The 25,761-nt window shown below is 64.3% G+C and carries 22 protein-coding genes and 1 pseudogene; 10 read left to right on the top strand and 13 right to left on the bottom strand.

Annotation, left to right across the window (positions count from 1 at the left end; all coding sequences use genetic code 11):
- Nucleotides 1–111 precede the first annotated feature (111 nt).
- The 10 genes from H163_RS0117420 to H163_RS0117375 form a co-directional block, all read right to left on the bottom strand.
- Nucleotides 112–729, bottom strand: coding sequence for a CDP-alcohol phosphatidyltransferase family protein (locus H163_RS0117420; RefSeq protein WP_019965895.1), 618 nt, complete (start codon nucleotides 727–729; stop codon nucleotides 112–114).
- Nucleotides 726–2,240 carry a dihydrolipoyl dehydrogenase family protein gene (locus H163_RS0117415; RefSeq protein WP_019965894.1) on the bottom strand — a complete coding sequence of 505 codons (1,515 nt, stop codon included), beginning with the start codon at nucleotides 2,238–2,240 and terminating at the stop codon, nucleotides 726–728. The genes H163_RS0117420 and H163_RS0117415 overlap by 4 nt, the downstream gene beginning before the upstream one ends.
- A gap of 152 nt (nucleotides 2,241–2,392) precedes the next feature.
- Entirely contained in the window at nucleotides 2,393–3,361 is a 969-nt protein-coding gene (locus H163_RS0117410; RefSeq protein ID WP_019965893.1) for a threonine ammonia-lyase, read from the bottom strand.
- Between the two features lie 43 nt (nucleotides 3,362–3,404).
- The gene (locus H163_RS0117405; protein ID WP_019965892.1) at nucleotides 3,405–4,397 is read right to left on the bottom strand and encodes an ornithine cyclodeaminase family protein; all 993 of its coding nucleotides are present in this window, start codon (nucleotides 4,395–4,397) and stop codon (nucleotides 3,405–3,407) included.
- Between the two features lie 176 nt (nucleotides 4,398–4,573).
- A complete protein-coding gene (gene dld, locus H163_RS0117400) occupies nucleotides 4,574–6,259 on the bottom strand; it encodes a D-lactate dehydrogenase (RefSeq protein ID WP_019965891.1) in 1,686 nt (561 codons plus the stop codon).
- Between the two features lie 70 nt (nucleotides 6,260–6,329).
- Entirely contained in the window at nucleotides 6,330–7,607 is a 1,278-nt protein-coding gene (locus H163_RS0117395; RefSeq protein WP_019965890.1) for a TRAP transporter large permease, read from the bottom strand.
- On the bottom strand, nucleotides 7,604–8,095 hold the full coding sequence (locus tag H163_RS0117390; protein ID WP_051105423.1) for a TRAP transporter small permease: 492 nt from the start codon (nucleotides 8,093–8,095) through the stop codon (nucleotides 7,604–7,606). Before H163_RS0117390 ends, H163_RS0117395 begins: the two co-directional genes overlap by 4 nt.
- Nucleotides 8,092–9,072 carry a TRAP transporter substrate-binding protein DctP gene (gene dctP, locus H163_RS0117385; protein WP_019965888.1) on the bottom strand — a complete coding sequence of 327 codons (981 nt, stop codon included), beginning with the start codon at nucleotides 9,070–9,072 and terminating at the stop codon, nucleotides 8,092–8,094. The genes H163_RS0117390 and dctP overlap by 4 nt, the downstream gene beginning before the upstream one ends.
- A gap of 56 nt (nucleotides 9,073–9,128) precedes the next feature.
- Entirely contained in the window at nucleotides 9,129–10,643 is a 1,515-nt protein-coding gene (locus H163_RS0117380; RefSeq protein WP_019965887.1) for an aldehyde dehydrogenase (NADP(+)), read from the bottom strand.
- Between the two features lie 27 nt (nucleotides 10,644–10,670).
- The gene (locus H163_RS0117375) at nucleotides 10,671–11,807 is read right to left on the bottom strand and encodes an iron-containing alcohol dehydrogenase (RefSeq protein WP_019965886.1); all 1,137 of its coding nucleotides are present in this window, start codon (nucleotides 11,805–11,807) and stop codon (nucleotides 10,671–10,673) included.
- 161 nt (nucleotides 11,808–11,968) lie between these two features.
- Between H163_RS0117375 and H163_RS0117370 the strand changes: the two genes are divergently transcribed.
- Nucleotides 11,969–12,910, top strand: a complete 942-nt coding sequence (locus H163_RS0117370; RefSeq protein ID WP_019965885.1) for a LysR family transcriptional regulator — start codon at nucleotides 11,969–11,971, stop codon at nucleotides 12,908–12,910.
- An 11-nt stretch (nucleotides 12,911–12,921) separates the two neighbouring features.
- Here the strand turns inward: H163_RS0117370 and H163_RS0117365 are convergent, their stop codons facing one another.
- Complete coding sequence (locus H163_RS0117365) at nucleotides 12,922–13,878, bottom strand: LysR family transcriptional regulator (protein WP_019965884.1); 957 nt, start codon at nucleotides 13,876–13,878, stop codon at nucleotides 12,922–12,924.
- 152 nt (nucleotides 13,879–14,030) lie between these two features.
- On the opposite strand from H163_RS0117365, the gene H163_RS0117360 reads away from it, so the two are divergent.
- The 3 genes from H163_RS0117360 to H163_RS0117350 are packed head-to-tail and all read left to right on the top strand — an operon-like array spanning nucleotide 14,031 to nucleotide 16,446.
- Entirely contained in the window at nucleotides 14,031–15,281 is a 1,251-nt protein-coding gene (locus H163_RS0117360) for a flavin-containing monooxygenase (protein WP_019965883.1), read from the top strand.
- A gap of 38 nt (nucleotides 15,282–15,319) precedes the next feature.
- A complete protein-coding gene (locus H163_RS0117355; RefSeq protein WP_019965882.1) occupies nucleotides 15,320–15,733 on the top strand; it encodes a RidA family protein in 414 nt (137 codons plus the stop codon).
- Between the two features lie 35 nt (nucleotides 15,734–15,768).
- Nucleotides 15,769–16,446, top strand: coding sequence for a DUF1028 domain-containing protein (locus tag H163_RS0117350; protein WP_019965881.1), 678 nt, complete (start codon nucleotides 15,769–15,771; stop codon nucleotides 16,444–16,446).
- Between the two features lie 11 nt (nucleotides 16,447–16,457).
- Here H163_RS0117350 and H163_RS0117345 read toward each other — a convergent pair whose 3' ends face one another.
- Both H163_RS0117345 and H163_RS0117340 read right to left on the bottom strand, forming a co-directional pair.
- On the bottom strand, nucleotides 16,458–17,228 hold the full coding sequence (locus H163_RS0117345) for a GntR family transcriptional regulator (RefSeq protein WP_051105422.1): 771 nt from the start codon (nucleotides 17,226–17,228) through the stop codon (nucleotides 16,458–16,460).
- A gap of 13 nt (nucleotides 17,229–17,241) precedes the next feature.
- The gene (locus H163_RS0117340; protein WP_019965879.1) at nucleotides 17,242–18,960 is read right to left on the bottom strand and encodes a glycerol-3-phosphate dehydrogenase/oxidase; all 1,719 of its coding nucleotides are present in this window, start codon (nucleotides 18,958–18,960) and stop codon (nucleotides 17,242–17,244) included.
- 215 nt (nucleotides 18,961–19,175) lie between these two features.
- Between H163_RS0117340 and H163_RS23095 the strand changes: the two genes are divergently transcribed.
- The 6 genes and pseudogenes from H163_RS23095 to H163_RS0117310 form a co-directional block, all read left to right on the top strand.
- A complete protein-coding gene (locus H163_RS23095) occupies nucleotides 19,176–20,678 on the top strand; it encodes an FGGY-family carbohydrate kinase (protein WP_019965878.1) in 1,503 nt (500 codons plus the stop codon).
- Nucleotides 20,679–20,722: 44 nt separating this feature from the next.
- Nucleotides 20,723–22,489 carry a thiamine pyrophosphate-binding protein gene (locus H163_RS0117330; RefSeq protein WP_115336488.1) on the top strand — a complete coding sequence of 589 codons (1,767 nt, stop codon included), beginning with the start codon at nucleotides 20,723–20,725 and terminating at the stop codon, nucleotides 22,487–22,489.
- Between the two features lie 80 nt (nucleotides 22,490–22,569).
- Nucleotides 22,570–23,652, top strand: coding sequence for an ABC transporter ATP-binding protein (locus tag H163_RS0117325; protein ID WP_026355989.1), 1,083 nt, complete (start codon nucleotides 22,570–22,572; stop codon nucleotides 23,650–23,652).
- Between the two features lie 13 nt (nucleotides 23,653–23,665).
- Nucleotides 23,666–24,736, top strand: a complete 1,071-nt coding sequence (locus H163_RS0117320; protein WP_019965875.1) for an ABC transporter ATP-binding protein — start codon at nucleotides 23,666–23,668, stop codon at nucleotides 24,734–24,736.
- A gap of 3 nt (nucleotides 24,737–24,739) precedes the next feature.
- A pseudogene (locus tag H163_RS23090) lies at nucleotides 24,740–25,318 on the top strand (carbohydrate ABC transporter permease); the annotation flags it as partial.
- A 55-nt stretch (nucleotides 25,319–25,373) separates the two neighbouring features.
- On the top strand, nucleotides 25,374–25,761 hold a 388-nt coding region (locus H163_RS0117310; RefSeq protein WP_040679161.1), incomplete at its 3' end, for an IS256 family transposase.

Genomic DNA, 25,761 nt, shown 5'->3' with positions numbered 1-25,761 from the left:
CCTGTCTGCGCGAATATCCTTGGCCCGCAATATTGCGCAAAGCCATCCGTCCGTGTGGTCACTATGGCTTGATCGGCGCCGTCTGCCAGCCCCCGGCGGATGCTCTTTGCATCATTGTCCGGGTTGAGAGAAGGCAACCCAGCCCTGCCGCCAGCGGATGAGCGTGGTGAGGCCGCAGAGGGCGGCAAAGCCATAGGCGATCACGGCAAAATGGCCGGGAAACAGGCACATGGCGGCAAAGACGGCGATTGTCTCGAAGCCCTCGGCAAGGCCCCCGGCATAGTAGATGCCTTTGGTGGGGAACTCCGGCGCCTTGCGCCCGAGCTTTGCCGCAACGGCCGAGAAGGCCAGAAAAGACGAGCCGGTGCCAACGAAGGATACAATCAGCACGGCAGCGGGCAGGGCATGGTCCTGCGGTGCCTGAATGGCAAAGCCGAGCGGGACCAGCGCATAGAAGACCATATCCAGCGCAATATCGAGATAGGCGCCCCGGTCCGTGGGGCCGTGAATGCGGGCCACGGCTCCGTCCAGCCCGTCGAGCAGGCGGTTCAGCAGGATGAGCAGCAGCGCCGTCAGCCACTGGCCGAAGCAGAGCGCGGCAAATGCGCCTAGCCCGGCGAGGAAACCGGTGATGCTGAGCCTGTCTGCGCTGACGCCCCGGCGGGCGAGAAAACCGGCCAGAGGCTGCAGGGCAGCGCGTTGCAGGGGCAGAAGCCGGGCGTCGATCATCCGCGCCTCCAGGTGTGGAAGCGTTCCAGAAGGGACAGCAGGAAGCCGTTGACATGATTGCGCCGCCACTGGCCCGCCGCCATCTTGCCGGCCTCCGCCAGCGTTGGATAGATATGGATCGTGCCGAGGATCTTGCCGAGGCCATGCCCGTGCTTCATTGCAAAGACGAATTCCGCCAGCAGGTCACCGGCATGCTCCCCGGCAATGGTGACGCCGAGGATCCTGTCCTTGCCGGGCACCGCCAACACCTTGACGAAGCCATGGGCCGAGCCGTCAGCAATGGCGCGGTCAAGATCATCAAGCCCGTAACGCGTCACTTCATAGGGAATGTTCTGCGCCTTTGCCTCTGCTTCGGACAGACCCACCCGGGCCACTTCCGGATCGGTGAAGGTCGCCCGGGGGATGATGCTGTAATCGGCCTTGAGGCGCTTGAAATCACCAAACAGGGCGTTGATGGCCGCAAACCAGGCCTGATGCCCGGCCACATGGGTGAACTGATAAGGGCCCGCTACGTCACCTGCCGCCAGAATGCTGGGGTGGAGCGTCTGGAGGTATTCATTGGTCTCCACAACCCTTTCCGCCCTGATGCCGAGCTCTTCCAGCCCGAAGCCCTTGAGGCGGGGGGCACGGCCCACGGCGACGATCAACTCATCAAAGATGATGCGCCTTGCGCCGCCGGCGTGCTCCACCTCGATCCATTTCTCCCCGGTGTCCGCCACGCCGCAGGCGGCTGCCCTGTGGCCGGTCAGAACCGTCACGCCATCGGCTTCCAGCGATGCCGTGACGAGGGCGCCTGCATCCTCGTCCTCGCGCATCATCAGGCGGGGCGCCATTTCGATCTGCGTTACGGCAGAACCGAGCCGGGCAAAGCTTTGGGCCAGCTCGCAGCCGACCGGTCCACCGCCCAGAACGGCAAGGCGCTTTGGTGCTTCCTCCCTTCCGCGCAGATTCTCCCACAGGGTGTCGGAGGTGAGATAGCCCGTCTTGTCCAGGCCGGGGATGGGCGGCACGAAGGGCTGCGCACCGGTGGCAAGGATGATGGCACGCGTGGTCAGCCGCTGTCTTCCGCCGCCGTTCAGGGCGATCTCGACCGTCCAGGGATCCACAAGCCTTGCATAGCCCTGCAGCACCTCGACGCCGAGGCCGGTGTAGCGCTCGATGCTGTCATGGGGCTCGATTGCGGCAATCACCTGGTGCACGCGTTCCATCACGCGGGCAAAGGGCACCTTGGGCTCCACCGCTTCAAGGCCGTAGCGGTCTGCGTGGCGCATCTGATGCGCGGCTTTTGCGCTCCGGATCAGCGCCTTCGAGGGGACGCAGCCGAAGTTGAGGCAATCGCCCCCCATCTTGTGTGCCTCAACAAGCGTGACCTTCGCCTTTGCCGCTGCCGCAATATAGGAAGACACCAGCCCGGCGGCCCCTGCGCCAATCACGATCAGATTGCGGTCGAACCGCCTCGGCTTCGTCCAGCCGCTCCTGGCTGCCTCTGTCTCCCTGCCAGCCAATGCCATGAGGATCCTTCAAAAAATGCGGCGCCCGAAGCCCGGGCCAGCCACAATTCTATCAGGGTTTTAGGGGGCGTTGCATCACGTCTTGGTATTCAGCTGCAGCGCATCCCCTGCGCCGCATTTGCAGCCCGGTCAGCCGTGGCCAGTCTCAAGGGTCAGAGCCTGTTGTAGACGTCCGCGAGGCTGCTCAGATCCCAGTTGCCGCCGGTGAGGATGGCGCAGACCTTTTCACCCGGCGCCAGGCTGATAGATCCGGCGAGCAGGGCGCCGATGCCGATGGAGGCAGCGGGTTCTGCAATCAGTTTTGCATCCCTTGCCAGCACCTGCATGCCCTCGACGATGTGCGCGTCTTCGACGAGGACGATCTCGTCGACGTATTTCTCTATGATGGGATAGGGGTTGCGGCCCGGAACGCTGATCCGCAGGCCGTCTGCGATGGTGTCCAGAAGCGGCAGGGAGGTGGGCTCACCGTTCAGGCGGCTGTGGTAATACTTCGGGGTCAGGGCGGGCTCGGCACCGATGACGCGCACCGAAGGCTTGAGTTCCTTGAATGCGGTCGCCACGCCCGAGATGAGACCGCCGCCACCCACCGGCACGATGACCGTGCTGACATCCGGCAGATCCTCAAGGATTTCGCAGGCCATTGTCCCCTGGCCGGCCATCACCAGCGGATCCTCGAAGCCGTGTACGACAGTGTAATTGTTACGCTCCGCGATGTCGTAGACCTGCTTCCAGCGGGAGGCATTGTCCCCGTCAAACAGGATGACTTCAGCGCCCAGAGCCTCAGTGTTGGTGACCTTCAGCTTGGGAGTGGTGACCGGCAGAACCAGCACCACCTTCACGCCCAGCATCTTTGCCACATAGGCCAGCGCCTGGGCATGGTTGCCCGATGAACTGGAGATGAGGCCCTTCGCGGTTTCCTCCCGTGGCAGAGACAGAACCTTGTTCAGGGCGCCCCGGATCTTGAAGGCGCCTGTGACCTGCAGGGTTTCCGGCTTGAGGTAAAGCTCGCAGCCCAGCTTCTTCTCGATCTTGTCCGCCCGCAGCAGCGGGGTGTGGCGGATATGCGGCTTCACCCGCTCTCTTGCGTCGTGAATATCCTGGATCGTCGGATAGTTGCGCATGCTGTGTTGGCTTTCTGAAAGTCCGGAGGGCGGGGAATATGGATTACTTGAAGAAGCTGAACCAGGTGCCGGCGTTGCGTGCAACGGCGTTGTCATAGATCTTCCGGGCGGCCGTATTGTCCTGAATGGCCATGCCGGTGGAATCGAAAATGGTGATTTCGTCATCCCTCTCGCGGCCCGGCTTGTGCCCCAGCAGAATTTCGCCGATCTCGCCGTGGATCTGCTCCTGCGTGATGATGCCCGCATTCAGCGGATGCCAGGTTTCGCCCTTGCTGATGCACTGGGAGAGGGAGTCCACGACGATGCGGGCGCCGCGGAAAATCTCAGGCTCGAATTCCTGCTTGCCGTGCTGATCCGTGCCGATGGCGATGATGTGGGTTCCGGGCTTCACCCAGCCCGCTTCCACCACTGGCCCCGTGCCTCTGGTCGCCGTAATCAGGATGTCGGCCACTGCCACGGCGTCTCTGGCGCAGGAGGCAGCGGTGACGGGGATGCCGAACGCCTGCTCGATCTCTTCCTTGAAGGCGGCGAGCTTCTCCGGTGTCCGGCACCAGGCGTGGATTTCGCCAATCGTCATCACTTCGCGGATGGCGCGGATCTGCATCCTGGCCTGATTGCCGGTGCCAATCACCGCCACCGCCCGGGCATCCTTGCGCGCCAGTGCCTTCACGGAGACGGCGCCCGATGCGCCCGTCCTGAGGCCTGTGAGAAGGCTGCCATCCATGACGCAGGCCAGCGCGCAGCTTCTGGCATCAAACAGGAGAACGGTTCCCATCCCGCTGGGCACCCCATGCTCCGACGGATTGTGCGGGAAGCCGCCAGAGGAGGCTTTCAGCGTGATGGTTTCATTGGCCTGATTGTATCCTGCCTTGAAATCGATCTCTCCGCGCGGGGCAGGCAGGTGCAGGCCCATGTAGCCGGGCTGCTGTACCAGGCCGCTGCTGAAGGCCTTGTAGGCATCCTCCACCGTGCCGATGACCTCAGCCATGGAGATCAGGCCTTTGACGTCTTCCTTCGTAAGCAGCAGTGTCTTCATCACGCGGTCCTGCCCGGAGCAACCAGCCTTGCCGAAGACCGCGCCCCTGCAGCAGAAGGCGGTCTGGCCTGTTGGGGCGCAGTGTTGCATCGCAGAGGAGGCAGAGAATGCTGATTGAGACCGTTCAGCCAAATTTCCGGCGGGCGGGTGGCCGCCCTGCCGTATTCAATCGGACCCTAGTGCCAGTGGCGGCATTTTGAGGTTTTGCCGATGCCGGGGTTGAAGGTGTTGGTGGGGTCGAGGCTGCGGTAGAAGTCCCGCAGCGCGGGCTTTGCCTCATAGAGATGGCCGACATTGTGCTCGGCCGGATATTCCGCGCCGCGTGCGTCCAGCAGGGCGCAGATCTCGTGCTCCAGCGCCTCGCAGTCCACCCCCTTCTTCACCAGATACTCCTGATGCATGACATGGCAGAGGAAGTGGCCGACATAGATCTTCAGCGCCATTTTGTCCGAAATCTCATCCGGCAGGGTCTCGAACCAGTCGATGGTGTCACGCGGCAAGGCAACGTCAAGGGCAACGATATCCTCTACCGTGCGGCCATGCACCGCCCGGTAGCGCACCACGGCGCTGCCCACGGTGAAGCGGTTGAGGAAGGCGGCCTTGCCTTCGGCTTCCGTGCATTCGATGAAGTTGCCAGCCGTGCTCGGGAAGATGGAGGCGAGATAGTCCCGCGTCTCGGCGATGCAGGCATCGCCTGCCCGGATCATCAGATGATGCGGATAGGTGTCGCGGCATTCGATCAGCCGCTTTGGCATCTGCTCGGGCAGGAAGCGGCTGGCGAATTGCAGCAGGTGATCGGACACCGCCTTGCCGAGGCCGAAGCGCTCCGTCAGGCCGTCGAACCAGCTCTTGGCCGCAAAGGCGCGGGGAACATTGACGGTGCCGAAGGTGCGGATGAAGAGGTAGAGATCCTTGCCCCAGACCTGCGCCGCACGGAAGGCGTCCGCGTGCATGTACTCCCCGGCAATGGGCAGGTTCTTGAAGTTTGCCAGAATATGCCGCCGGATGGTTTGCAGCTCGGCCGGGTCGCGGGTGCCGATGTAGAAGACCTTTTCCTCTTCAGCCACCGCGAAGGTATCAAGCCGCACGGCAAAGACGCCGATCTTGCCGGCCGAACCTGATGCCTCATAGTGGCGGCGCGGGTCGGCGTTGAAGCGGGCCGGGGTGCGGGCGGCAATGTCGCGCACATGGTCCTTGTACTCGATGTCGGACGCCTGCGCCCCTTGCGGGAAGTCCACGTCCGCCTCGGTGTAATTGCCAGCATCCAGCCGGGAGAGGATGTCCAGCGGCTGGCCGCCAAGGCGGATGCCGAGGTGATTGACGAGATGCAGGCGGCCTTCCGTATCCACCTGCGCAAACAGCGACAGCTGGGTATAGGCCGGTCCGCGCTGCACCAGCGAGCCGCCGGAATTGTTGCAGATGCCGCCCGTCACCGATGCGCCGATGCAGCTGGAGCCGATGACGGAATGCGGCTCACGGCCCAGCGGCTTCAGCCGCCGTTCCAGCTGGTCGAGCGTGGCGCCGGGCATGCACAGCACCTGCCGCCCGTGGTCGAGAAGGTCAATGCGCGTGTTGCGCAGGGTGGAGACGATGACGATGGGCCGGTCATAACCGTCCCCGAAAGGCGTCGATCCGCCGGTCAGCCCCGTGTTCGCCGCCTGGAAGATGATGGCAACGTCTGCCGCAACGCAGGCTTCCAGCACGCGCCATTGTTCCACCAGGGTGCCGGGCTCGACAGCAGCCAGAACCTCGCCATCGCCATAGCGGTATCCCCGGCGGAAGCGCCGGGTGCCCCGGGCGCCGGTGTGAACGAAGCGGCGGCCAACGATATCCTGCAGCTGGTGGATCAGGGAGCCGGTCATGTGGGCAAACTCTTCCAGATGTGAGCAATCCTGCCTGCCCCGTGAGCGGGGCAGGCGTGTTTGGGGGTGTTCAGCGCCCGATCAGGGAGGGCAGCGTCATGCTGACCGCAGGGACGAAGGAGATCACCAGCAGGCACAGCACGATGACGCCGACGAACACCATCAGCGGCTTCAGCATCTGCGTCACCGAACACCCGGCGATCTGCGCGGCGGCGAAGAGATTGACCCCGAGCGGCGGCGTGATCATGCCGAGGGCGAGGTTCACCACCATCACGGTCCCGAAGTGCACTGGCGCAATGCCGACGCGGGCGGCGGCGTCCTGCAGGATCGGCGCCAGAACGATGATGCTTGCGCCCGTCTCGATGAACATGCCGATGACGAAGAGCATCGCGTTGACTGCCAGCATCAGCGACACTGGGCCGTCAAAGGTGTTCGTCAGCCACAGGGCCGCAGCATCGGGCACGCCCTGCCGGTTGAGCAGATAGCCCATCAGGCTTGCAGTGCCGATGATGAACATGATGACGGCAGAGGTGACGACCGACTTGCGGAAGGCGTTGATCAGGTCCGTCCACGTCATCTCCCGGTGCAGGAACAGGCCCACCACCATGGCGTAGATGACGGCGATGACACTGGCCTCGGTCGGCGTGGTAACGCCGCCATAGATGCCGCCCATGATCAGCACCGGCATCAGCAGGGCCCAGACGGCACGCCGGGTGGCAGTCAGGCGCGGCAGGCTGCCTTCGCCGTCGCGTTTGCCCCAGCCCCTGATCCGGCACCAGACGAGAGCCGTCAGCAGCAGGGCGCCCGCGATCATCAGGCCGGGCAGGATGCCTGCGAGGAACAGCTGCGGGATCGAGGTCTGGGTGGCAACGCCGTAGAGGATCATCGGGATCGACGGCGGGATGATGACCCCCAGTTCTGCCGAGGTGGCCATGAGGGCTGCGACGAAGCCGACGGGATAGCCGAATTTCCGCATGGCGGGAATAAGCACGACACCAACGGCGAATGTGGTGGCGACGCTGGAGCCGGAAATGGCGGAAAACAGCATGCAGGTCAGCACGCAGGTGGCAGCAAGCCCGCCCTGGATCTGGCCGACGAAGGCGCGGGCGAACTCGACGAGGCGGCGCGACAGGCCGCCGACTTCCATCAGGTTGCCGGCGAGGATGAAGAAGGGGATTGCGGCCAGCGGAAACTTGTCGAGGGCGATGTAGATCTGCTGCGGCACGACGATGGCAGGCAGCGTGGTGAAGCCGAAGAGCCCGATCATCGAGGCGAGGCCGATGGAGATGGCGATGGGCACCGAAATGGCGAAGAACACCAGCATCGCGGAGACGATTGCACCGGTCATTGCGCGGTCTCCTTGCCGGACTGGAGGAAATGCACGATGGCGCCAAGGGCAGCGAAGAGCGATCCAACCGGAATGGCGGCATAGCCCCAGGCCATGGAAATTTCCAGACCGGCCATTTCCTGCATCTGCACGCGCTGGGCGGTGGCGATGCCAAACCAGAAGAGGGTGGCGAACATGATCAGGCAAGAGGCGAGAGTGACCGCCTCGATGCTGCGGCGCAGCCCGCCCGTTGTGGCCTCCCGCGCCAGATCAATGGCCACCAGTGCGCCTTTGCGAAGGGCAACGGAAATGCCGAGCAGAACCATCCACACGAGAGCAAGCCGTGTGAGTGCTTCGGACCAGCTGGCAGGTGTATGGAACAGGAAGCGTCCCATCACCTGCCAGCAGCTGGAGGTGACGGCGATGGCCAGTGCAAGGGAGGCGGCAGCCGCCACCCCCCCTGCAACAAGTCCGTCAGCGCGACGGATCAGTGCCGCCGCTGAACTCATTGAGCTTTCCAGTCCCGGATGCGCTTGATGAGGTCTGCGCCGAACTGGCTTTCAAACCCGGCATTGGCGGAGGCCATTGCCTGACGATAGGCGTCGCGGTCGCTGATTTCGACTACTTCGATACCGCGTGTGCGCAGGGTCTCGATACCGGCGGTCTCGTCCTGCTCCACCCTTGCGCGGTTGGCAGCCGATGCAGCCTTGCCACCCTCTTCCACGGCTGCCTTCTGCTCTTCCGTCAGACCGGCGATGAAGTCCGGATTGCAGACGAAGATGCCGGGCGAATAAACGTGGCGGGTCAGGTAGAGGTGCTTCTGCATCATGTCGAGGTTGTTCGACAGGATCACCGGGATCGGGTTCTCCTGGCCATCAACCGTGCCCTGCTGCAGGGCCGAAGGCAGTTCGGAGAAGGCCATCGGCGTCGGCAGAACACCGGCTGCCTGCCACGCCTGCATGTGCACCTGGTTTTCCATGGTGCGGATCTTCAGGCCGCGCAGATCTTCCGGCGAGTTGACGGCCTTGCTACCGGTGGTCAGGTTGCGGAAGCCGTTTTCCAGCCAGGCAACGCCATAGAGGCCGCGTGCCGGGAAGAGGGCCAGAAGCTCCTGTCCGGCATCCGAGTCCAGAACACCGCGGGCATGGTCATAGCTGTCAAACAGGAACGGCACGTCAAGGACGCGGGTCTCGGCCACAAAGTTGCCGAGCGGGCCTGCCGAGCCCATGGCACATTCCTGCGAGCCGAACTGCACGCTTTCCAGCGCTTCGCGCTCGTTGTCCATGCGCTGGATCACGACATTCAGCGTGCCGCCGGACTTCTCTTCGGCCACCTTCTTGAAGGCGGCAGCGGCGAGGCCGAAATGGCTGTCTGCGGGCGAGGAATGGGTGACGGTCAGGGTGGTCTGGGCCGAAGCAGTCAGGATGCCCCCGGCCAGAACCATGCCGGCGAGAACGGCTGTTTTCGTGGTATGTGCGAGTTTCATGTGTTTCCTCCTCCAGGTAGAAGGCATGCCCCGGCGGGGCACGCCGTATCCGGGTGCTAGAGCACGCCTTCCGGCAGCAGGCCTGCCGGGAAATTCTGGTAGCTGACCGGCCTCAGGAAGCGCCGGATTGCCATGGTTCCGACGCTGGTGGCGCCGAAGTTCGTAGAGGCCGGGTAGGGGCCGCCATGCACCATGGCATCGACCACCTCCACGCCGGTCGGGAAACCATTGACGAGCACGCGCCCGGCCTTGCGCTCCAGCACCGGCAGCAGCGACTTTGCCAGCGGCAGGTCGCCGTCATCCATGTGCAGGGTCGCCGTCAGCTGGCCCTGGAAGCTCAGGGCAATGCGGCGCATCTCTTCCGCCGTTTCCACCCGGACAACGAGGCCCAGCGGCCCGAACACTTCTTCAGAGAGTGCATGGTCCGCGAGGAACTGGCTCGCCATCGTCTCATAGAGGTTGGGGTTGGCGCTGCGCCCTTCCGACGCGGTTTCATGCACCGGCTGCACCGTCTCGCGGTTCTGCAGGCGGGCCTGACCGGACTGATAGGCGCGGGCAATGCCTGCGGTCAGCATCACCTGCGGACCGGTCTTGGCGAGGGCTTCCTTGGCGGCGGCCACGAAGCTGTCCGCATCGCTACCTGCCACCACAACGGCAATGCCCGGATTGGTGCAGAACTGGCCGGCGCCCATCGTCAGCGAGGCGGCCCAGCCTGTACCAAGTGCGGCTGCACGGGCCTTCACGGCTTCCGGAAGAACGAACATCGGGTTGACGCTGCCCAGTTCCCCGAAGAAGGGGATGGGTTCCGGGCGGCTGGCGCACAGGTCAAACAGCGCCCGCCCGCCCGCCAGCGAACCTGTGAAGCCGACGGCCTTGATCAGCGGGTGAGTGACGAGAGCGCTGCCCACGTCCCGGTTGCCGCCCTGCACCAGGCTGAAGACGCCCGGATCAATCCCGAGCTTGCTGATGGCGGCATGGATGGCCTCTGCAACAATCTCACTCGTGCCGGGATGGGCGGAGTGGCCCTTCACCACCACCGGGCAACCGGCGGCAAGGGCTGCAGCCGTATCACCACCTGCCGTGGAGAAGGCGAGGGGGAAGTTGGAGGCGCCGAACACGGCAACCGGGCCAACTGGCCGCTGCATCAGCCGGATTTCAGGACGCGGCGCGGGCTGACGGTCCGGCAGGGCCGGATCGAAGCGGCGGTCGAGATAATCGCCCTTCTCAATGTGGCTGGCAAAAAGCCGCAGCTGACCGGCGGTGCGGCCGCGCTCGCCTTCAAGCCGGGCTGCGGGCAGGCCGGTTTCCTGGCAGCCAACCTCGGTGATGGCTGCCCCGCGTGCCTCGATCTCATCGGCGATGGCGCGCAGCAGGGCGGCGCGGTCAGCGGCGGAGGAATAGCCGTAGGACCAGAAGGCGTTCTCGGCGGCTTCCGCAGCGCGGTTCACCAGATCCACGGTGCCCACCGAGAAGGCGGCGGGCTCACCGGAAACGGGCTCGTTGTAAAAGCGATCGGGCGTCGCCACCCATTCGCCGGCAATCAGATGATTGCCGTGCGGCGTGTAAGTCATCTTGTCACTCCCCGGGGAGGCTTGCGCTCAGAGCGCAGCCTGCAGCATGGCGTGGTAGTCTTCGGCGGTGGCGTCACGCGGGTTGGTGCGGTGGCTGTGGTCGGCCAGCGCGCCCTTGACCACCTTGTCGAACAGGTCTGCGGTCACGCCCAGTTCCGAAAGGCGGGTGGGCAGGCCGATGGCGCGGGTCATGTCTTCGATGGCAGCGCCAATGTCCGCGTCAGCGGCAAGGCCCATGGCATCGGCAAGGCGGGCGTATTTGTTCTCCTCCACCGAGGTCTTGGCGTCGCGGTTGAAGGCCAGCACCGGCGGCATGAAGATGGCATTCAGCGTGCCGTGATGCAGCTTCGGATTGATGCCGCCCAGCGAGTGGCTGAGGCTGTGCACGCAGCCGAGACCCTTCTGGAATGCCATGGCACCCATGGTCGCCACGATGGCCATGTTGGCGCGGGCGTCGCGGTTGTTCGGCTCTTCCACGGCAAGGCGGATGTTGGCCCAACCCCGGCGCAGGCCTTCCAGCGCAATGCCATCGGCAGGCGGATTGAAGGACGGGGCGAGATAGGTCTCGATGCAGTGGGAGATGGCGTCCATGCCCGTGGCGGCGGTGAGCATGGGCGGCAGGCTGAGCGTCAGCTCCGGATCGACGATGGCGGCTTTCGGGATGAGATAGGGCGACAGCAGCCCGACCTTGCGGCCATCTTCCAGAATGATGATGGCGGCGCGGCCGACTTCGCTGCCCGTTCCGGCGGTGGTGGGCACGGCGATGGTCGGGAAAGTGCGGGAGGTGATTTTTTCCAGCCCGCCTTCAACGACGGCATAGGTCTTCAGCGGGCCTTCATGCGCGGCCATGATGGCAACGGCCTTGGCCAGGTCCAGCGCCGAGCCGCCACCGATGGCGATGATGCCGTCGCCGCCAGCTTCGCGGAAAAGGGCCGTGGCCTTGACGGCAGCGGCTTCAGTGGGGTTGCCGGGGGTCTCGTCAAAAACGGCGGCAGGCGTGACGCCGGTTGCCGCTTCGATGCGCTCCAGCATGCCCAGTGCACGCACGCCCTTGTCGGTGACGATGACCGGACGGGTGATTCCGGTCAGTGCCAGCTCCGCCTTCAGCGTTGCGATTTCGCCGTATCCGAACTGGACCCGCGTTACGTAATTGATCAGGCTCATGCGTCCCCCTGCTTGGCTATTCCCATTTGGTAACCCAAGGGTGTGGAACATCGTCCCTCCCCCCGGGCATTCCTGTTGGGCTGGCAGGATAAAGACAGCGCCGGAGCTGTAAATACGCTATTCTCGGATACTGATATAACGAAATAGAAACTCAAAAGCCGATGCCGCGCACCCATTCCATGCCGCTGATCCGCCTTTCCATGCGGCAGATGCTGCTGATTTCCGCCATCGATGACAACGGCTCCCTGAAACGGGCGTCCGAACTGATCGGCATGAGCCAGCCGCGCGCCACCAAGGCGCTGCAGGAGGCGGAGGATCTGACGGGGACGAAGCTGTTCAACCGCACCAACCGGGGGCTCATCGCAACGCCTGCCGGGGAATGCATGATCCGCCATGCCAAGACCATGCTGTCGCAGCTGTCGGCCATGGCGCAGGAAATCCACAGTGCGTCTGACGGGGAGTGGGGCCGGTTGCGCATCGGCACCATCATGGGCGCCGTGCCCTATGTGACGGAAACCATCAGCGCCTTCCTGCGGCGCTTTCCCCGCACCTCGGTGGAAATTCTGGAAGACACCAGCGTGGAACTGCTGCGCCAGCTGGACCGGGGGCTGCTGGACCTCGTCATCGGCCGCAGTTCCATGAGCACCACGCCGCAGTTGTACAATGTCACCGCCTTCCATGACGAGCTCTTGGCCGTGGTGGCCAACCCGGCCCATCCGCTGATCGGCCGCAAGAAGGTGGGGCTGAAGGACCTCGTGGATGCGCGATGGATCGTCTACACGGCGTCCATGCCCATGCGGCTGTCACTGGAGCAGGAGTTCCGGCAGGCGGGGCTTGAGATGCCACGTGCCCTGCTGGAAACCCGCTCGGCGCTGACCACCATGTCGCTGATGCAGGCGGAGCCCAACACGGTGGCGCTGCTCTCCAGCGATGTTGCGGCGTTCTTCGTGAATTTCGGCATGGCCAGCGTCCTGCCCATGCACTTGCGCTCCAAGAGCGAGCCTTACGAGGTGATCACCCGCAAGTCGGCCGATCTCAACCCGCAGACCCTCCAGTTCATCGAGGATCTGGTCGCCGGCGTGCCCAGTGCTGCAAGGCTGTGAGGGCGCCATTCTCAGTCTTTCATGTCCCTCCGCCTTGGCATGAGCACCGGGGCATCCATGCCGGGCACATAGCTGCTGGAAATCAGCTGGCGGCAATGGGTCTCAAAGGCCTGCACGAGCCGGGTGGGCACACGCTGTCCGGCGCTCAGAAGGCCGAGGCGCATCGGCCTGTGGTTTCCGGCAAGGCGCAGGCTGACAAGGCGGCGCCCGTCGAGTGCGGCCTTGTTGCGCGGGCGCACATTGGCCAGCGTGTAGCCATAGCGGCTGGCGACCATGGTGCGGATGACGTCGAGATGCTGGATCTGCGCAATGACGTTCGGGGTGACCCCGGCGGCTGCAAAAAGGGCGAGGAAATAGTCCCGAGACAGGGGCAGATCGAGCAGGATGAACGGCTGGTCCGCCAGTTCCGCCAGCGAGATGGCCGTGTGCTGTGCCAGCGGATCGGTTTCGGCCACCTGCACATGCGGCGGCAGTTCGGCGAGCGGGGTGAACTCAAACCCCTCCGGCACCAGCAGGTCATAGGACAGGGCAATGTCCAGCTCCGCCCGCTCCAGCCGTGCCAGCAGTGTCTGATGATCGCTGACCGTGGGGCGGATGGTGACACCCGGATAGGCGGCCTGAAAGCTCTGGCTGACTTCCGGCAGCACCATGGGCGCGAAGGTGAGCAGACAGCCGAGCGACAGAGCGCCGCTGACCTGTCCTGTGGCTTCCGAGGCGGCGGTGTAGAGGTTCTGCGCCTGCCCGATCACGGCCTTGGCCTCGACCAGCAGCTTCTGCCCCGCCGGCGTCAGCGATAGGCCCTGCGCATGACGGCGCAGGAAAAGCTGGGCACCAAGTTCCGTTTCCAGCTGCGAGATGGCGGTGGAGATCGAAGGTGGCGAGACGCGGATACGGGCAGATGCCAGCGCGATGCTGCCAGCCTCTGCCGCCGCGATGAAATACTCAAGCTGGCGCAGCGTGATCCGCATTCCTGTCTCCTGTTCCGAACTCTGAGGATCTGCTTCGGCTTTTCCTAATCAATGCTGCAAGATTTCGTATTTTTCCAGATGCAATCGACCCGCTAGACCTGAGGTGACCGGCGCAGAGGGGCTGCCCGGACAAGCTGCAGAGGGGCGGGCGCATGGCAGTCGAAACGATCCACACGCTGGTGGTTGGGGCAGGGCAGGCGGGTGTGGCCATGAGCGAGCACCTCAGCCGCAACGGCATTGCCCATATCGTGCTCGAGCGCGGCCGCATTGCCGAACGGTGGCGGTCGGTGCGCTGGGATTCCCTTGTTGCCAATGGCCCTGCCTGGCACGACCGCTTTCCGGGGCTGGAGTTTTCCGGCAGCCCGGATGCCTTCGTGGACAAGGAAGGTGTGGCGGATTACTTTGTGGCCTATGCAGATATGGTGAAGGCCCCCATCCGCTGCGGCGTCGAGGTCAGCCGGGTTGCCCGGCTGGAGGGCCGTCCCGGCTTCCGGGTGGAAACGTCCGAGGGCGTCATCGAGGCGCTGAATGTGGTGGCTGCGACAGGCCCCTTCCAGAAGCCCAGCATTCCGCCGATCGTGCCCGCAGACGCTGCTGTGGCGCAGATCCATTCCAGCGAATACCGCAATCCCGGCCAGCTTGCGGAGGGCGCCGTGCTCGTGGTCGGCTCCGGCTCTTCCGGCGTGCAGATCGCCGAGGAGCTGATGCTGTCGGGCCGCAAGGTCTATCTTTCCGTCGGTCCGCATGACCGTCCGCCGCGCTCCTACCGGGGCGGGGATTTCGTCTGGTGGCTGGGCGTGCTGGGCAAATGGGATGCGCAGGCGCAGGCCCCCGGCGCTGAGCATGTCACCATTGCCGTCAGTGGCGCCCATGGCGGCAAGACCATCGATTTCCGCCGTCTTGCCGCTCAGGGCATGGTGCTGACCGGCATGACCGGCACTTACCGCGATGGCACCCTGACCTTCGCTGATGACCTTGCCCGCAACATCGAGCGGGGCGACCGGAACTATCTGGCCGTGCTGGAGGAGGCGGATGCCTTCGTCGCCCGCAACGGCCTTGACCTGCCCGAAGAGCCGGAGGCGCGCATCCTCGGGCCGCAGGTGGACTGCGTTAGCACTTCCCTGCGGGAGCTGGATCTGGAGGCTGCGGGCGTTTCCACCATCATCTGGGCCACGGGCTTCGTGTCAGACTACAGCTGGCTTGAGGTCAACGCCTTTGATGAGGCTGGCCGGCCGAAGCATCAGCGCGGCGTCTCGGCGGAAAAGGGCATCTATTTTCTCGGGCTGCCCTGGCTGTCGGGGCGCGGCTCCAGTTTCATCTGGGGCGTCTGGCATGACGCGGGCTATCTGGCGGATCACATCCGCATTCAGGACAATTACCTTGCCTACAGGCCGCAGCCGTGAGCGGGCTTGCGGCATCTGACACACGAGGGGAAACGGCAATGGCACATACGCGCATCCGCAAGTTCAACACGCGGGACACCTATCCGGAGCAGAAGCTCGACAATGATCTCTGTCAGGCCGTGGTGGCACGCGGCACGATGATCTTCCTGCGCGGCCAGTGCCCGCAGGATCTCGACACGGCGAAGAACATCGAGAGCCACGACCCGGTGGAGCAGACCCACAAGGTAATGCAGAATATCCGCCAGCTGGTTGAGGAAGCCGGTGGCCGCATGGAGCATGTCACCAAGCTGGTGGTTTATCTCACCGACGTGCGCCACCGCGAGGCCGTCTACCGGACGATGGGGGAATATATCAAGGGCGTGTTCCCGGTCTGCACCGGCCTTGTCGTCGTGGCGCTGGCGCGGCCCGAGTGGCTGGTCGAGATCGACGCAACCGCCGTCATTCCAGATTGAGCCAGAGCGCCTGAAACCTCCGGAAAGGAACATCCATGACCTTCTCCATCGCCGCCCGCTGCGAAAAGACCGGCCAGTTCGGCGTTGCCATCTCGTCCTCCTCGCCCGCCGTTGCTGCCCGTTGTGCCTGGGCGCAGGCAGGCATCGGGGCTGTGGCAACGCAGAATGTCACCAACCCGGCGCTGGGCCCGAAAATGCTGGAGGAACTGGCGAAAGGCGCCGGCGCAGCGGGGGCTGTTGCGGCAGCGCGGGACAGCGACGGCTTCCCGGACTACCGCCAGCTTCTGGCGGTGGATGGGGAAGGGCGGACGGCCATCCATTCCGGCCCCAAGGCGCTGGGCATCTGGACCTCAGCAGAAGGGCGCCAATGCGTGGCAGCGGGCAATCTTCTGGCCCATGACGGTGTGCCGGCTGCGATGGTGGCTGCATTCGAGGCCGGATCAGGGGAACTCGGCGACCGGCTGATCGCGGCTTTGAGCGCTGCTGTTGCAGCGGGCGGCGAGGCAGGTCCCGTGCATTCTGCCGGGCTGCTGATCGTGGACAAACAGTCCTGGCCCTTTGCGGAACTGCGGATCGACTGGCTGGACGACGGCTGCCCGGTGGCCGCCGTTGCGAGGGCCTGGGAGATCTACAGGCCGCAGGCCGCAGATTACGTCACGCGGGCGCTCAATCCCGCTTCGGCCCCATCCTACGGTGTGCCGGGGGACGAATAGGCGGCGCCTGCTCAGGCGGTGTGGTCAGGCCGGATGGTGAAGTGCAGGCGGGCTGCATCCGTGCGGTAGAGGGCGGAGAAATACTCCGCATACCGGCCGTTCCGGATCGTCGAACGGGATTCGATCTTGATCAGTGCCGTGCCCTTTTTGATCTGCAGATGCGCGGCTTCCTCGGCACTGGCGTTCACGGCTTCAACCCAGCGCTCCGCACCTTCGAACGCGATGCCGTAAAGCTCCAGCAGCAGGGCATAGAGCGAACGGTCTTCCAGCGGATGATCCAGCAGGCCCGGCACCAGCGCCTCGGGAAGGACGCTGTGCACCAGAATGCGCGGCACCCCATCGACGCTCATGATGCGCCGCAGGTACACCACCTTGTCGTCCGGCCCCAGACCCAATGCCTTGGCGGCCTTGGCATCCGGCTCGCGGATGTCGGCGGCAAGAATGGTGCGTGAAACCTGATGGTTGCGGCTGCGGATATCGCCCGAGAAGCCGATGATCCGGCCGACGAAATCGCTGTCTTCCGACTGCTGGGCCACGAAGGCGCCGCGGCCCTGCTGACGGTAGACGAGCCCTTCTGTCACCAGCTGGCTCATGGCCTGGCGCACGACGATGCGCGACACCCCAAACTGGTTGCACAGGTCGGTCTCGCTGGGCAGCTTGTCGCCGGGCTGAAGGCCCCGCTGCACGATCATGTCCGCAATGGCAGTCTTCAGCTGCAGCCAGAGCGGAATTCTGGAAGAGCGGCCTTGCAGGGCCGGCATATCCAGGGGCTGATCGGACACGGGTGCATTTCCTTCATCCTGCCGGGCCCGCCGCTTTTCCCTGCTGCAGCTGCACCCGGTGCCTCGTTTTCAGCAGCCTGAGTGTGGCCTCAGCTTCCTGGTTCATCCGCTCGCCTGTCCAGGACAGGGCGGAGGCCATGATGCCGGCAACTTCGCCAATACAGGCGTCGCTGGCCACTCCCTCGAATGCCATCAGCGTGCGCCGGAGGATCATGTCTTCCAGACGTGTGACGCGCTCATTACGAGTGATCCATAGAATTTCTTCCCTTGAATAGCAAGGTGCACTCTCAAGCGGCGTATCCGGCTGTAGTTCCTGCGCAATCTGCTTTGCCGCCGTGCCGTAACGCTTGATCAGCAGCATTGCCCGTGCCTGGCTGAGACCGGCGGATGCTGATATCCCGGCCGCCAGTGCCTTCAGGCCCTGCGCGGTCTTCGGAAACTCCTTGCCACCGCCAATCGGCAGGTCTGCGGTGGAGGCGCGGCGCGTCCCGCCAATGCGGGGCAGAACCAGATCGGCGATCTGTTCGGCGCAGGCCCGGTAGGTTGTCCATTTGCCGCCGATCAGGGTCAGCAGCGGCACCTTGCGCCCGCCCGCAGGCTCGAAGATGCGGAAGGTGTGGTCGCGGCTGATCGAGCCTGCCGCACCGCCGGTCTGCCGGGGCAGGGGGCGCACCCCGGAATAGGCGAAAGCGATGTCCTGCCGCCGGGCGCGCGCCTTGGGCAGCACGGTGGCCAGAACCTCGAACAGGTAGTCGATCTCCGCCTCCGAGGTGTCCTTGTCGCCGGGGTCTTCGGTGCGGATGTCGGTGGTGCCCAGCAGCACATGCTCGCTGTCCAGCCGGTAGATCAGGCAGGCGCGGTGGTCCGGCGTTTCGAAATAGAGCATCACATCGCCAAGTCCGGCCGCAAGGTCCGGGCGCTTCAGCACCAGATGCGAGCCGCGCGTGCCGCCGGTCAACCGTTCGGCAATGCCAAGGTTTGCATCCACCTCGTCGATCCAGGCCCCGGCGCAGTTGATGATGAAGCGGCAGGTCTTGCGGTAGATCCGGCCCGTGAGCACGTCCTCAAGCAGGGCCGTTTCCCCCTCGATTCCCGCCAGCCGGACATAGGGAAGCGCGAGGCTGCCCGCGCAGTCTTTCTCCGCATCCGCCGCCAGCTCCAGCGTCAGCCGCTCGGGGCTGGTGATCCGCGCGTCAAAATATTCGGCGACGATCTTGATGTTGGCGGCGAGGTCCGGAACCGTTTCCAGCGCGTTCTTCCGCTTGACCAGCCTGTGCTTTGGCATGGAGCGGTTGCGGTTGCTGAAACTGTCGAAGATGGTGAGGCCGAGCTTCAGGATCAGCGCGCCCTTGGGCCCGGGGTCCTTCATGAGGCGCAGGAATCGCAGACCCGCCTGCACGGTGCCACCGGCCCAGGACAGGGCAGGCACCCAGACGCGGATCGGGCTCACTTGATGCGGGGCATTCAGCAGCAGGCTGTCGCGCTCTTCCACGGACTCGCGCACCAGCTTGAACTCGCCCTGTTCCAGATAGCGCAATCCGCCATGGATCAGCCGCGAGGGCGCGGCGGATGTGCCGCTGCAGAAATCGCCCATCTCGACAAGCGTTGCGCCGATGCCCTGTGCGGCGAGATCGCGGAACACGCCAACGCCGTTGATGCCTCCGCCGATGATCAGGATATCGCCGCTCTCCCCGCGTTCCAGCGCCTGCAGCGCCTCATGCCTTTGTCTCATGCTCTGTCCTCCCGGTTTGCCGCTGCGCTGTCCCTTGCCCGTCCTCCCGGAACAAGTGATGCGAAGGCGTATTGACAGGTCTGATCAACTCGCCTAGCCTCAACTTATTATAACAACCTTGCTTCAAGCAAGGGCGCAAACGGCCTCAAATGGCCGTTCGGAGGGATTGCCGGGGGCGGAAGAGGAGCCTCCCCGGCGCACGGGAGGAGACTACCATGCGCGAGCGCCTGATCGGCATCGACGCCGGTGGAACTATGACCAAAGCGGCCATGTTCGACCTGGACGGAAACGAGATTGCCTGCCGCAGCAGCCCCAACAGGATGCAGTTCCCCAGGCCGGGCTGGACAGAACGGGACCCCGATGCCATGTGGCAGGCCGCCTGCACCGCCATTCGTGACCTGCTGGACATCACCGGCACACCCCCTGAGGATGTGGTTGGCGTGACGCCCTCGGGCTATGGCGCGGGAGCCTATTTCATTGACCGGGACCTGAAACCAGTCCGCCCGGGACTGGTCTCCACCGACACGCGCACGCTTCCCATGATTGAGGAAATGCGCGGCACGGGCGAAATGGCCGAGGTTGACCGGCTGGTGGGCGCAAGGATGTTTGCCACCCATGCCATCCCGCTGCTGCGCTGGTTCGACCGGCATGAGCCCGATCTCTATGACCGCACCTGGAAGCTGGTCTTCTGCAAGGACTTCATCCGTGCCCGGCTGACGGGGCAGGTCTCTACGGATCCGACCGATGGCGGCATTGCCGGTATCTTTGATCTCTCCGCCAACCGCTATGCCACGGATGCCTTTGCCGCCGGCGGTGTGCCGCGGTGGCTGGACAAGCTGCCCGAGGTCGGCCCCTCCATCGATGTGGCGGGTCATGTGACGGCGGAAGCCGCCCGTCAGACGGGCCTCAAGGAAGGCACGCCGGTGATCCGGGGCGTGGTGGATGTGACCGGCTCGGCGCTTGCCTCCGGTGTCACCAGCCCGGACCTGATTTCGGTGGTTGCAGGCACCTTCAGCATCAATTCCATCATTCTGGACCAGCCGCTGCTGACGCCGCCGCCTTTCATCCAGTCGTCCTTCCCCGTCGGCAGCCGCTTCATTGCCACGGAAGGGGCGGCGACGTCCGCCAGCAATGTGGAGTGGATCTTCTCCACCCTGCTGGAAGCCGAAGGGGCACGGGCCAAGGCCATGGGCTCGTCCATCTATGAGGTCGGCAACAAGCTCGTCGCCGAGGCGATGGAGCGGGACAATGACATCCTGTTCCTGCCTTTCCTGTATGGCGGTCCCTCGCATGTGCCCGGCGGCATCATCGGGCTTTGCGCCCGCCACACCCTGGGCGACGTGCTGCGTGCGGCCTTCGAGGGCGTGGTTTTTGCCCACAAGACAGACATCGACCGCCTGCTGCCGCAGGACGCAGCGCTGCGGCCGAAAGTTGCCCGCATGGCAGGGGGCGCGTCGAAGTCGGCGCAGTGGTGCCAGATGTTTGCAGACGCGCTGAACATGCGCGTCGAGGTGGCCGATGGCTCCGAGTTCGGGGCCAAGGCAGGCGCCATCTGCGCCGCTGTAGCCCTTGGGTACCATGCGGATATTGGCACGGCAGCGCAAAGGATGGTGCGCGTCTCGCGCAGCTACGATCCGCAGCCGGACCGGAGCCAGGCGCTGGCCCGGAAAATGACGGTCTACAGGTCCGTCGTCGAAAATCTTGCGGCGCTTCACTAACGCCGCCTCACCCCACCCGTCTTCTCTCATGAATGGACCGGACAATGGCGCATATTGGCGACTTGATATCTGAAATGCTGGCACAATACGGGGTCGAACTGGTGTTCGGCATGCCCGGCGGCCAGACCACGGCACTGCATGACGGCATTTCCCGCCGGACGGACCGTATCCGCCACGTGCTGATGCGCGACGAGCGCAATGCCGCCTATGCGGCGGATGCCTATGCCCGGCTGACCGGCAAGCCCGGCGTCTGTGACGTAACGGTCGGTCCCGGCGCCAATCTGTTGTCAGCTGGTTTTCTGGAGGCGCTGAATGCCTCGATCCCGATGGTCGGCATCATCGGCGAGTTGCCGCTCGACTGGCTGACGCTGAAGGAAAAAGGCATTGCCAGTCAGGGATTTGATCAGCTCAAGTTCTTCCAGTCCATCTCCAAGAATGCCTGGCTCGTGCCCTCCGTGACGGCCCTGCCGGAGATTATCCGCACGGCCTTCCGCACCGCCGTGGCGCCCCGGCCGGGTCCGGTTGCCATCATCATCCCGCATGATATTTTCGATGCCGAATGGGACGAGGATGTGCTGAAGCCCGTGGTGGACGAGCGCTCCATCCATATTCCCTACCTGCGCTCCGTGCCGGTGGCCACCGAGATTGACAAGGCACTGGATCTGATCGCCAGGGCCAAGCGCCCGGCGCTGGTCTGCGGCGGCGGCGTGCATGGGTCTGATGCCGCAGAAGACGTGACGGCCTTTGCCGACCGGTTCAACGGTCTTGTGGTGACCTCCCTGTCCGGCAAGGGCTCGGTGCCGGAGACGCGGGACTATGCGGCTGGCATCCTCAACCCGCTCGGGTCCTGGGCTGCCATCGAGCTGATCAAGGAGGCCGACCTCGTCATCTGGTGCGGCTCCAAGGCCAGTCAGAACACGGCGATGAACTGGACACTGCCCCTGCCGGAACAGGCAACGGTCGTCATCGATTCCGATCCGCTGGAGCATGGCCGCACCTTCCGCCCGACCGTCTCTCTCTTCGGCGACGTGCGCGAAACCATCAAGCTTCTCGCAGCAGGCCTTCGTCCGGGTGAGAACGCGGAATGGAAGGCGTGGATTGCCACTGTGAAGGCTGAAGGCGAGGCCGCCAAGCAGCTGGAAATCGCCTCCGAGGAGATCCCGCTGTCGCCGCCGCGCATCATGGAGGCTGTCGGCCGGCGTCTGGGAGAGGATGATATCGTCGTTTCCGATGCCAGCTTCTCCGCCGGCTGGATCGGCGGATATATTCCGGCGCGCAAGCCGGGGCGCAACTTCCTCTATGCCCGTGGTCAGGGCGGGCTTGGCTATTCCGTGCCGGGGGCCATTGGCGCTGCAGCGACACGGCCCGAGGCCCGCGTGGTCACGGTGTCCGGCGACGGCGCCTTCTCCTACACCATCGGCGAACTTGCGACGCAGCTGCAGCAGAACCAGCGCGTGGTCAACATCGTGCTCAACAACGGGCGCCTTGGCTGGATCCAGCTCTGGCAGCAGCTCTACTTCGGCAATGTTCAGTCGGCCATGCTGGAAACGCAGAGCGCCCGCCCAGGCTTTGCTGCGGCCAGTGCAGGTCTGGGGCTGCTCGGGATCTATGTCGAGACGCCCGACCAGATCGAGGCCGCCCTGGATCAGGCCTTTGCTTATGACGGCCCCTCGGTCGTGGAGTTCCGCATCAATGATCTGGCCACTCCGATACACAGCTTCAAGCGGCGGCTGAAGGAAGGCGGTCAGATCCGCCCGCGTCCGGGCACCGTCTACAAGCTGAGAGACTGGAAGATTTCACCGGAGCTTTGATGGATGCGGGACCCTCTCTGGAGGGGGAGGGTCCCTATGCCTGCCGCTGGGATCACCAGCACCTTTGGGAGGAGGACGGCATGCTTGAACTGCGCAATGTCTGCAGGAGCGCCGGTGCGACCGAATATATCACCGATGTATCGCTGACACTCGAAAGCGGCTCGCTGAATGTGCTGCTGGGGCCGACGCTGGCGGGGAAGACATCCCTGATGCGGCTGATGGCGGGGCTTGATGTGCCCACATCCGGCTCCATCCATATGGGCGGGAAGGATGTGACCGGTGTGCCGGTGCAGCGCCGCAATGTGGCGATGGTCTATCAGCAATTCATCAACTACCCGTCCCTGACGGTTTACGAGAACATTGCCTCGCCCCTCCGGGTGCAGAAGAGGGACAAGGCGGAGATTGACCGCTCCGTGCGCTGGGCGGCAGAGCTGATGCGGCTGACGCCCTATCTGGACCGCACGCCGCTGAACCTGTCCGGCGGACAGCAGCAGCGCACGGCGCTCGCCCGCGCCATCGTCAAGAACGCCAGTCTTGTGCTGCTGGACGAGCCGCTGGCCAACCTCGACTACAAGCTGCGCGAAGAGCTGCGCGAGGAACTGCCCCGCATCTTCGCCGAAACGGGCACGATCTTCGTCTATGCGACGACCGAGCCGCAGGAGGCGCTGCTGCTGGGCGGCAACACGGCGGTGCTGCATGAGGGCCGTGTCGCCCAGTTTGGCCGGACGATCGATGTCTTCCGCTCCCCGGTAAACCTGCGCTCGGCACGAACCTTTGCGGACCCTCCGCTCAACACGCTGGTGATGGAAAAGCGCGGCGGTCATTTGACTCACCCCTGCGGGCTGTCGGTGCCTTTGCCGGTCTCACTCTCGCATACTCCTGATGGCGCCTACACCGCGGGCCTGCAGCCGCATCACCTCAGCCTGGGGCGCAAGACGCCCACCTGCCATCTCATCGAGGCGCAGGTTCTGGTGACGGAAATCACCGGCTCGGAAAGCTTCATCCACGTGACCTTTGCCGGTCAGGACTGGGTGATCCTGACGGAGGGCGTCCAGGAGCACGATCCGGAGGAAATCATCCAGATCGGGTTCGAGGCTTCCGACCTGATGATCTTCGATACCGATGGCCTCGCCGTCAAGCACAGGGCCGCAAGGGCCGCATAAGGGAGGACGGGACATGGCAGAAATCAGCTTCGACCGCATCCGCCACGCCTACCGCCCGAACCCGGAAAAGCCTGAAGACTTCGCCTTGCGCGAAATCAATCATGCCTTCCGCGATGGCGGGGCCTATGCCCTGCTGGGGCCATCCGGCTGTGGCAAGACGACATTGCTCAACATCATCTCCGGCCTGCTGCATCCCTCGCATGGGCGGCTCAGGTTCGGCGGGCGTGACGTGACGGATCTGTCCACCCAGGACCGCAACATTGCGCAGGTGTTCCAGTTTCCCGTCGTCTACGACACCATGAGCGTTTACGACAACCTCGCTTTCCCTCTGCGCAACCGCAGGGTCGAGCCAGGACTGATCGATGCCAAGGTGCGCGAGACGCTGGAGATGGTCGGCCTGTCGGGCCGGGCGCACCGCAAGGCGCGGCGGCTGACGGCGGACGAAAAGCAGAAGATCTCGCTCGGGCGCGGGCTGGTGCGGGCGGATGTGAATGCGATCCTCTTTGACGAGCCGCTGACGGTCATCGACCCGCACATGAAATGGGAGCTGCGCTCGCAGCTCAAGAAGCTGCACCGCCGCTTCGGCTACACCATGGTCTATGTCACCCATGACCAGACCGAGGCGCTGACCTTCGCGGATGAAGTGGTGGTCATGTACGAAGGGCAGGTGGTGCAGATCGGCACGCCGGCGGAGCTGTTCGAGCGGCCCATGCACACCTTCGTCGGCTATTTCATCGGCTCGCCGGGCATGAACCTCCTGCCCGTGGCTGTGGAAGGGCGCACCGCCCGCATCGGCACGCATCAGATCGAGCTTCCGCACGGTGCGCAAGGACTGCCGCCGGGCAGGACCGATCTCGGCGTGCGGCCGGAATATACCCGCATTTCGGATCAGGGCATTCCGGTGCAAATCCGCAAGGTGGAGGACGTGGGCCGCCGCCGCATCGTGCGGGCGGTGCTGGATGGCCGCGAGATTGCAGCCGTTGCGCATGAGCATGAACCCCTGCCTGCCTCGCCCCATGTGCAGTTCGCACCGGGCGGCATCAATCTCTACGCCAATTCCTGGCGTGTCGAGCTGGGAGCCTGACCCATGGAAAAAACCTGGAACAACAAGGCCTGGTTCCTCGTGCTGCCAGTGCTTCTTCTGGTCGCCTTCTCAGCGGTCATCCCGCTGATGACGGTGGTCAATTATTCGGTTCAGGACACGTTCGGCAACAACGAGTTCTTCTGGGCCGGGACGGAATGGTTCAAGGAGGTGCTGGCCTCGAACCGCTTCTGGGAATCCATGGCCCGCAACCTGCTGTTCTCGGCCATTGTTCTCCTGGTCGAGATTCCGCTCGGCATCCTCATCGCCCTCAACATGCCCAAGCGCGGCATAGGTGTGCCCATTTGCCTGGTGTTCATGTCCCTGCCGCTGCTCATTCCGTGGAATGTGGTGGGGACGATCTGGCAGCTGTTCGCCCGCACGGATATCGGCCTGTTCGGTTCCGTGATGACCTCGCTCGGCTTCGACTACAACTATGGCCGTGACACGCTGGATGCCTGGTTCACCATCGTCATCATGGATGTGTGGCACTGGACCAGCCTCGTGGTGCTGCTGTGCTACGCCGGGCTCATGTCGATCCCCGATGCCTATTATCAGGCGGCCAAGATCGACGGCGCCTCGCGGGACTGTCAGGAATTTCGTGTACGGGCGTGCATAATGGGTATGAAGGAGACCACCTATGGCGCGACGGAAAGAGCCGGTTATCCCGGACGCGATATTGGACCAACTGCTTGGCGGGGCTGATGCCAAGACGGCCTTTGACGGCGGCGGCCTGATCGACCAGTTGAAGAAGGCGCTGGCGGAACGGGCGCTGAACGCGGAGATGGATCATCATCTTTCAAGCGAAAGGTCCAGTGGCAACAGCCGCAATGGCTATGGAAAGAAGACGGTTCTGACGGATGGCGGGTCTCTGGAGCTGTCGATACCGCGAGACCGGCAATCGAGTTTCGATCCGCAGCTTCTGGCCAAGTACCAGCGGCGGTTTCCCGGCTTCAATGACAAGATCATCTCGATGTATGCGCGCGGTATGAGCACCCGTGAGATCGCCGGTCATGTGCAGGAACTCT

This window comes from Pannonibacter phragmitetus DSM 14782 (assembly GCF_000382365.1).
GTDB lineage: Bacteria > Pseudomonadota > Alphaproteobacteria > Rhizobiales > Stappiaceae > Pannonibacter > Pannonibacter phragmitetus.
Note: the sequence above shows the minus strand (reverse complement) of the source record. Positions and strands in the feature narration are given on the sequence as shown.

Coding starts and splice junctions, on each gene's coding strand:
- dctP (WP_019965888.1), bottom strand. CDS start 9,072: ATGAAACTCGCACATACCACGAAAACAGCCGTTCTCGCCGGCATGGTT.
- H163_RS0117390 (WP_051105423.1), bottom strand. CDS start 8,095: ATGAGTTCAGCGGCGGCACTGATCCGTCGCGCTGACGGACTTGTTGCA.
- H163_RS0117370 (WP_019965885.1), top strand. CDS start 11,969: ATGCCGCGCACCCATTCCATGCCGCTGATCCGCCTTTCCATGCGGCAG.
- H163_RS0117340 (WP_019965879.1), bottom strand. CDS start 18,960: ATGAGACAAAGGCATGAGGCGCTGCAGGCGCTGGAACGCGGGGAGAGC.
- H163_RS23095 (WP_019965878.1), top strand. CDS start 19,176: ATGCGCGAGCGCCTGATCGGCATCGACGCCGGTGGAACTATGACCAAA.
- H163_RS0117365 (WP_019965884.1), bottom strand. CDS start 13,878: ATGCGGATCACGCTGCGCCAGCTTGAGTATTTCATCGCGGCGGCAGAG.
- H163_RS0117330 (WP_115336488.1), top strand. CDS start 20,723: ATGGCGCATATTGGCGACTTGATATCTGAAATGCTGGCACAATACGGG.
- H163_RS0117355 (WP_019965882.1), top strand. CDS start 15,320: ATGGCACATACGCGCATCCGCAAGTTCAACACGCGGGACACCTATCCG.
- H163_RS0117320 (WP_019965875.1), top strand. CDS start 23,666: ATGGCAGAAATCAGCTTCGACCGCATCCGCCACGCCTACCGCCCGAAC.
- H163_RS0117405 (WP_019965892.1), bottom strand. CDS start 4,397: ATGAAGACACTGCTGCTTACGAAGGAAGACGTCAAAGGCCTGATCTCC.
- H163_RS0117375 (WP_019965886.1), bottom strand. CDS start 11,807: ATGAGCCTGATCAATTACGTAACGCGGGTCCAGTTCGGATACGGCGAA.
- H163_RS0117410 (WP_019965893.1), bottom strand. CDS start 3,361: ATGCGCAACTATCCGACGATCCAGGATATTCACGACGCAAGAGAGCGG.
- dld (WP_019965891.1), bottom strand. CDS start 6,259: ATGACCGGCTCCCTGATCCACCAGCTGCAGGATATCGTTGGCCGCCGC.
- H163_RS0117380 (WP_019965887.1), bottom strand. CDS start 10,643: ATGACTTACACGCCGCACGGCAATCATCTGATTGCCGGCGAATGGGTG.
- H163_RS0117420 (WP_019965895.1), bottom strand. CDS start 729: ATGATCGACGCCCGGCTTCTGCCCCTGCAACGCGCTGCCCTGCAGCCT.
- H163_RS0117415 (WP_019965894.1), bottom strand. CDS start 2,240: ATGGCATTGGCTGGCAGGGAGACAGAGGCAGCCAGGAGCGGCTGGACG.
- H163_RS0117325 (WP_026355989.1), top strand. CDS start 22,570: ATGCTTGAACTGCGCAATGTCTGCAGGAGCGCCGGTGCGACCGAATAT.
- H163_RS0117360 (WP_019965883.1), top strand. CDS start 14,031: ATGGCAGTCGAAACGATCCACACGCTGGTGGTTGGGGCAGGGCAGGCG.
- H163_RS0117350 (WP_019965881.1), top strand. CDS start 15,769: ATGACCTTCTCCATCGCCGCCCGCTGCGAAAAGACCGGCCAGTTCGGC.
- H163_RS0117395 (WP_019965890.1), bottom strand. CDS start 7,607: ATGACCGGTGCAATCGTCTCCGCGATGCTGGTGTTCTTCGCCATTTCG.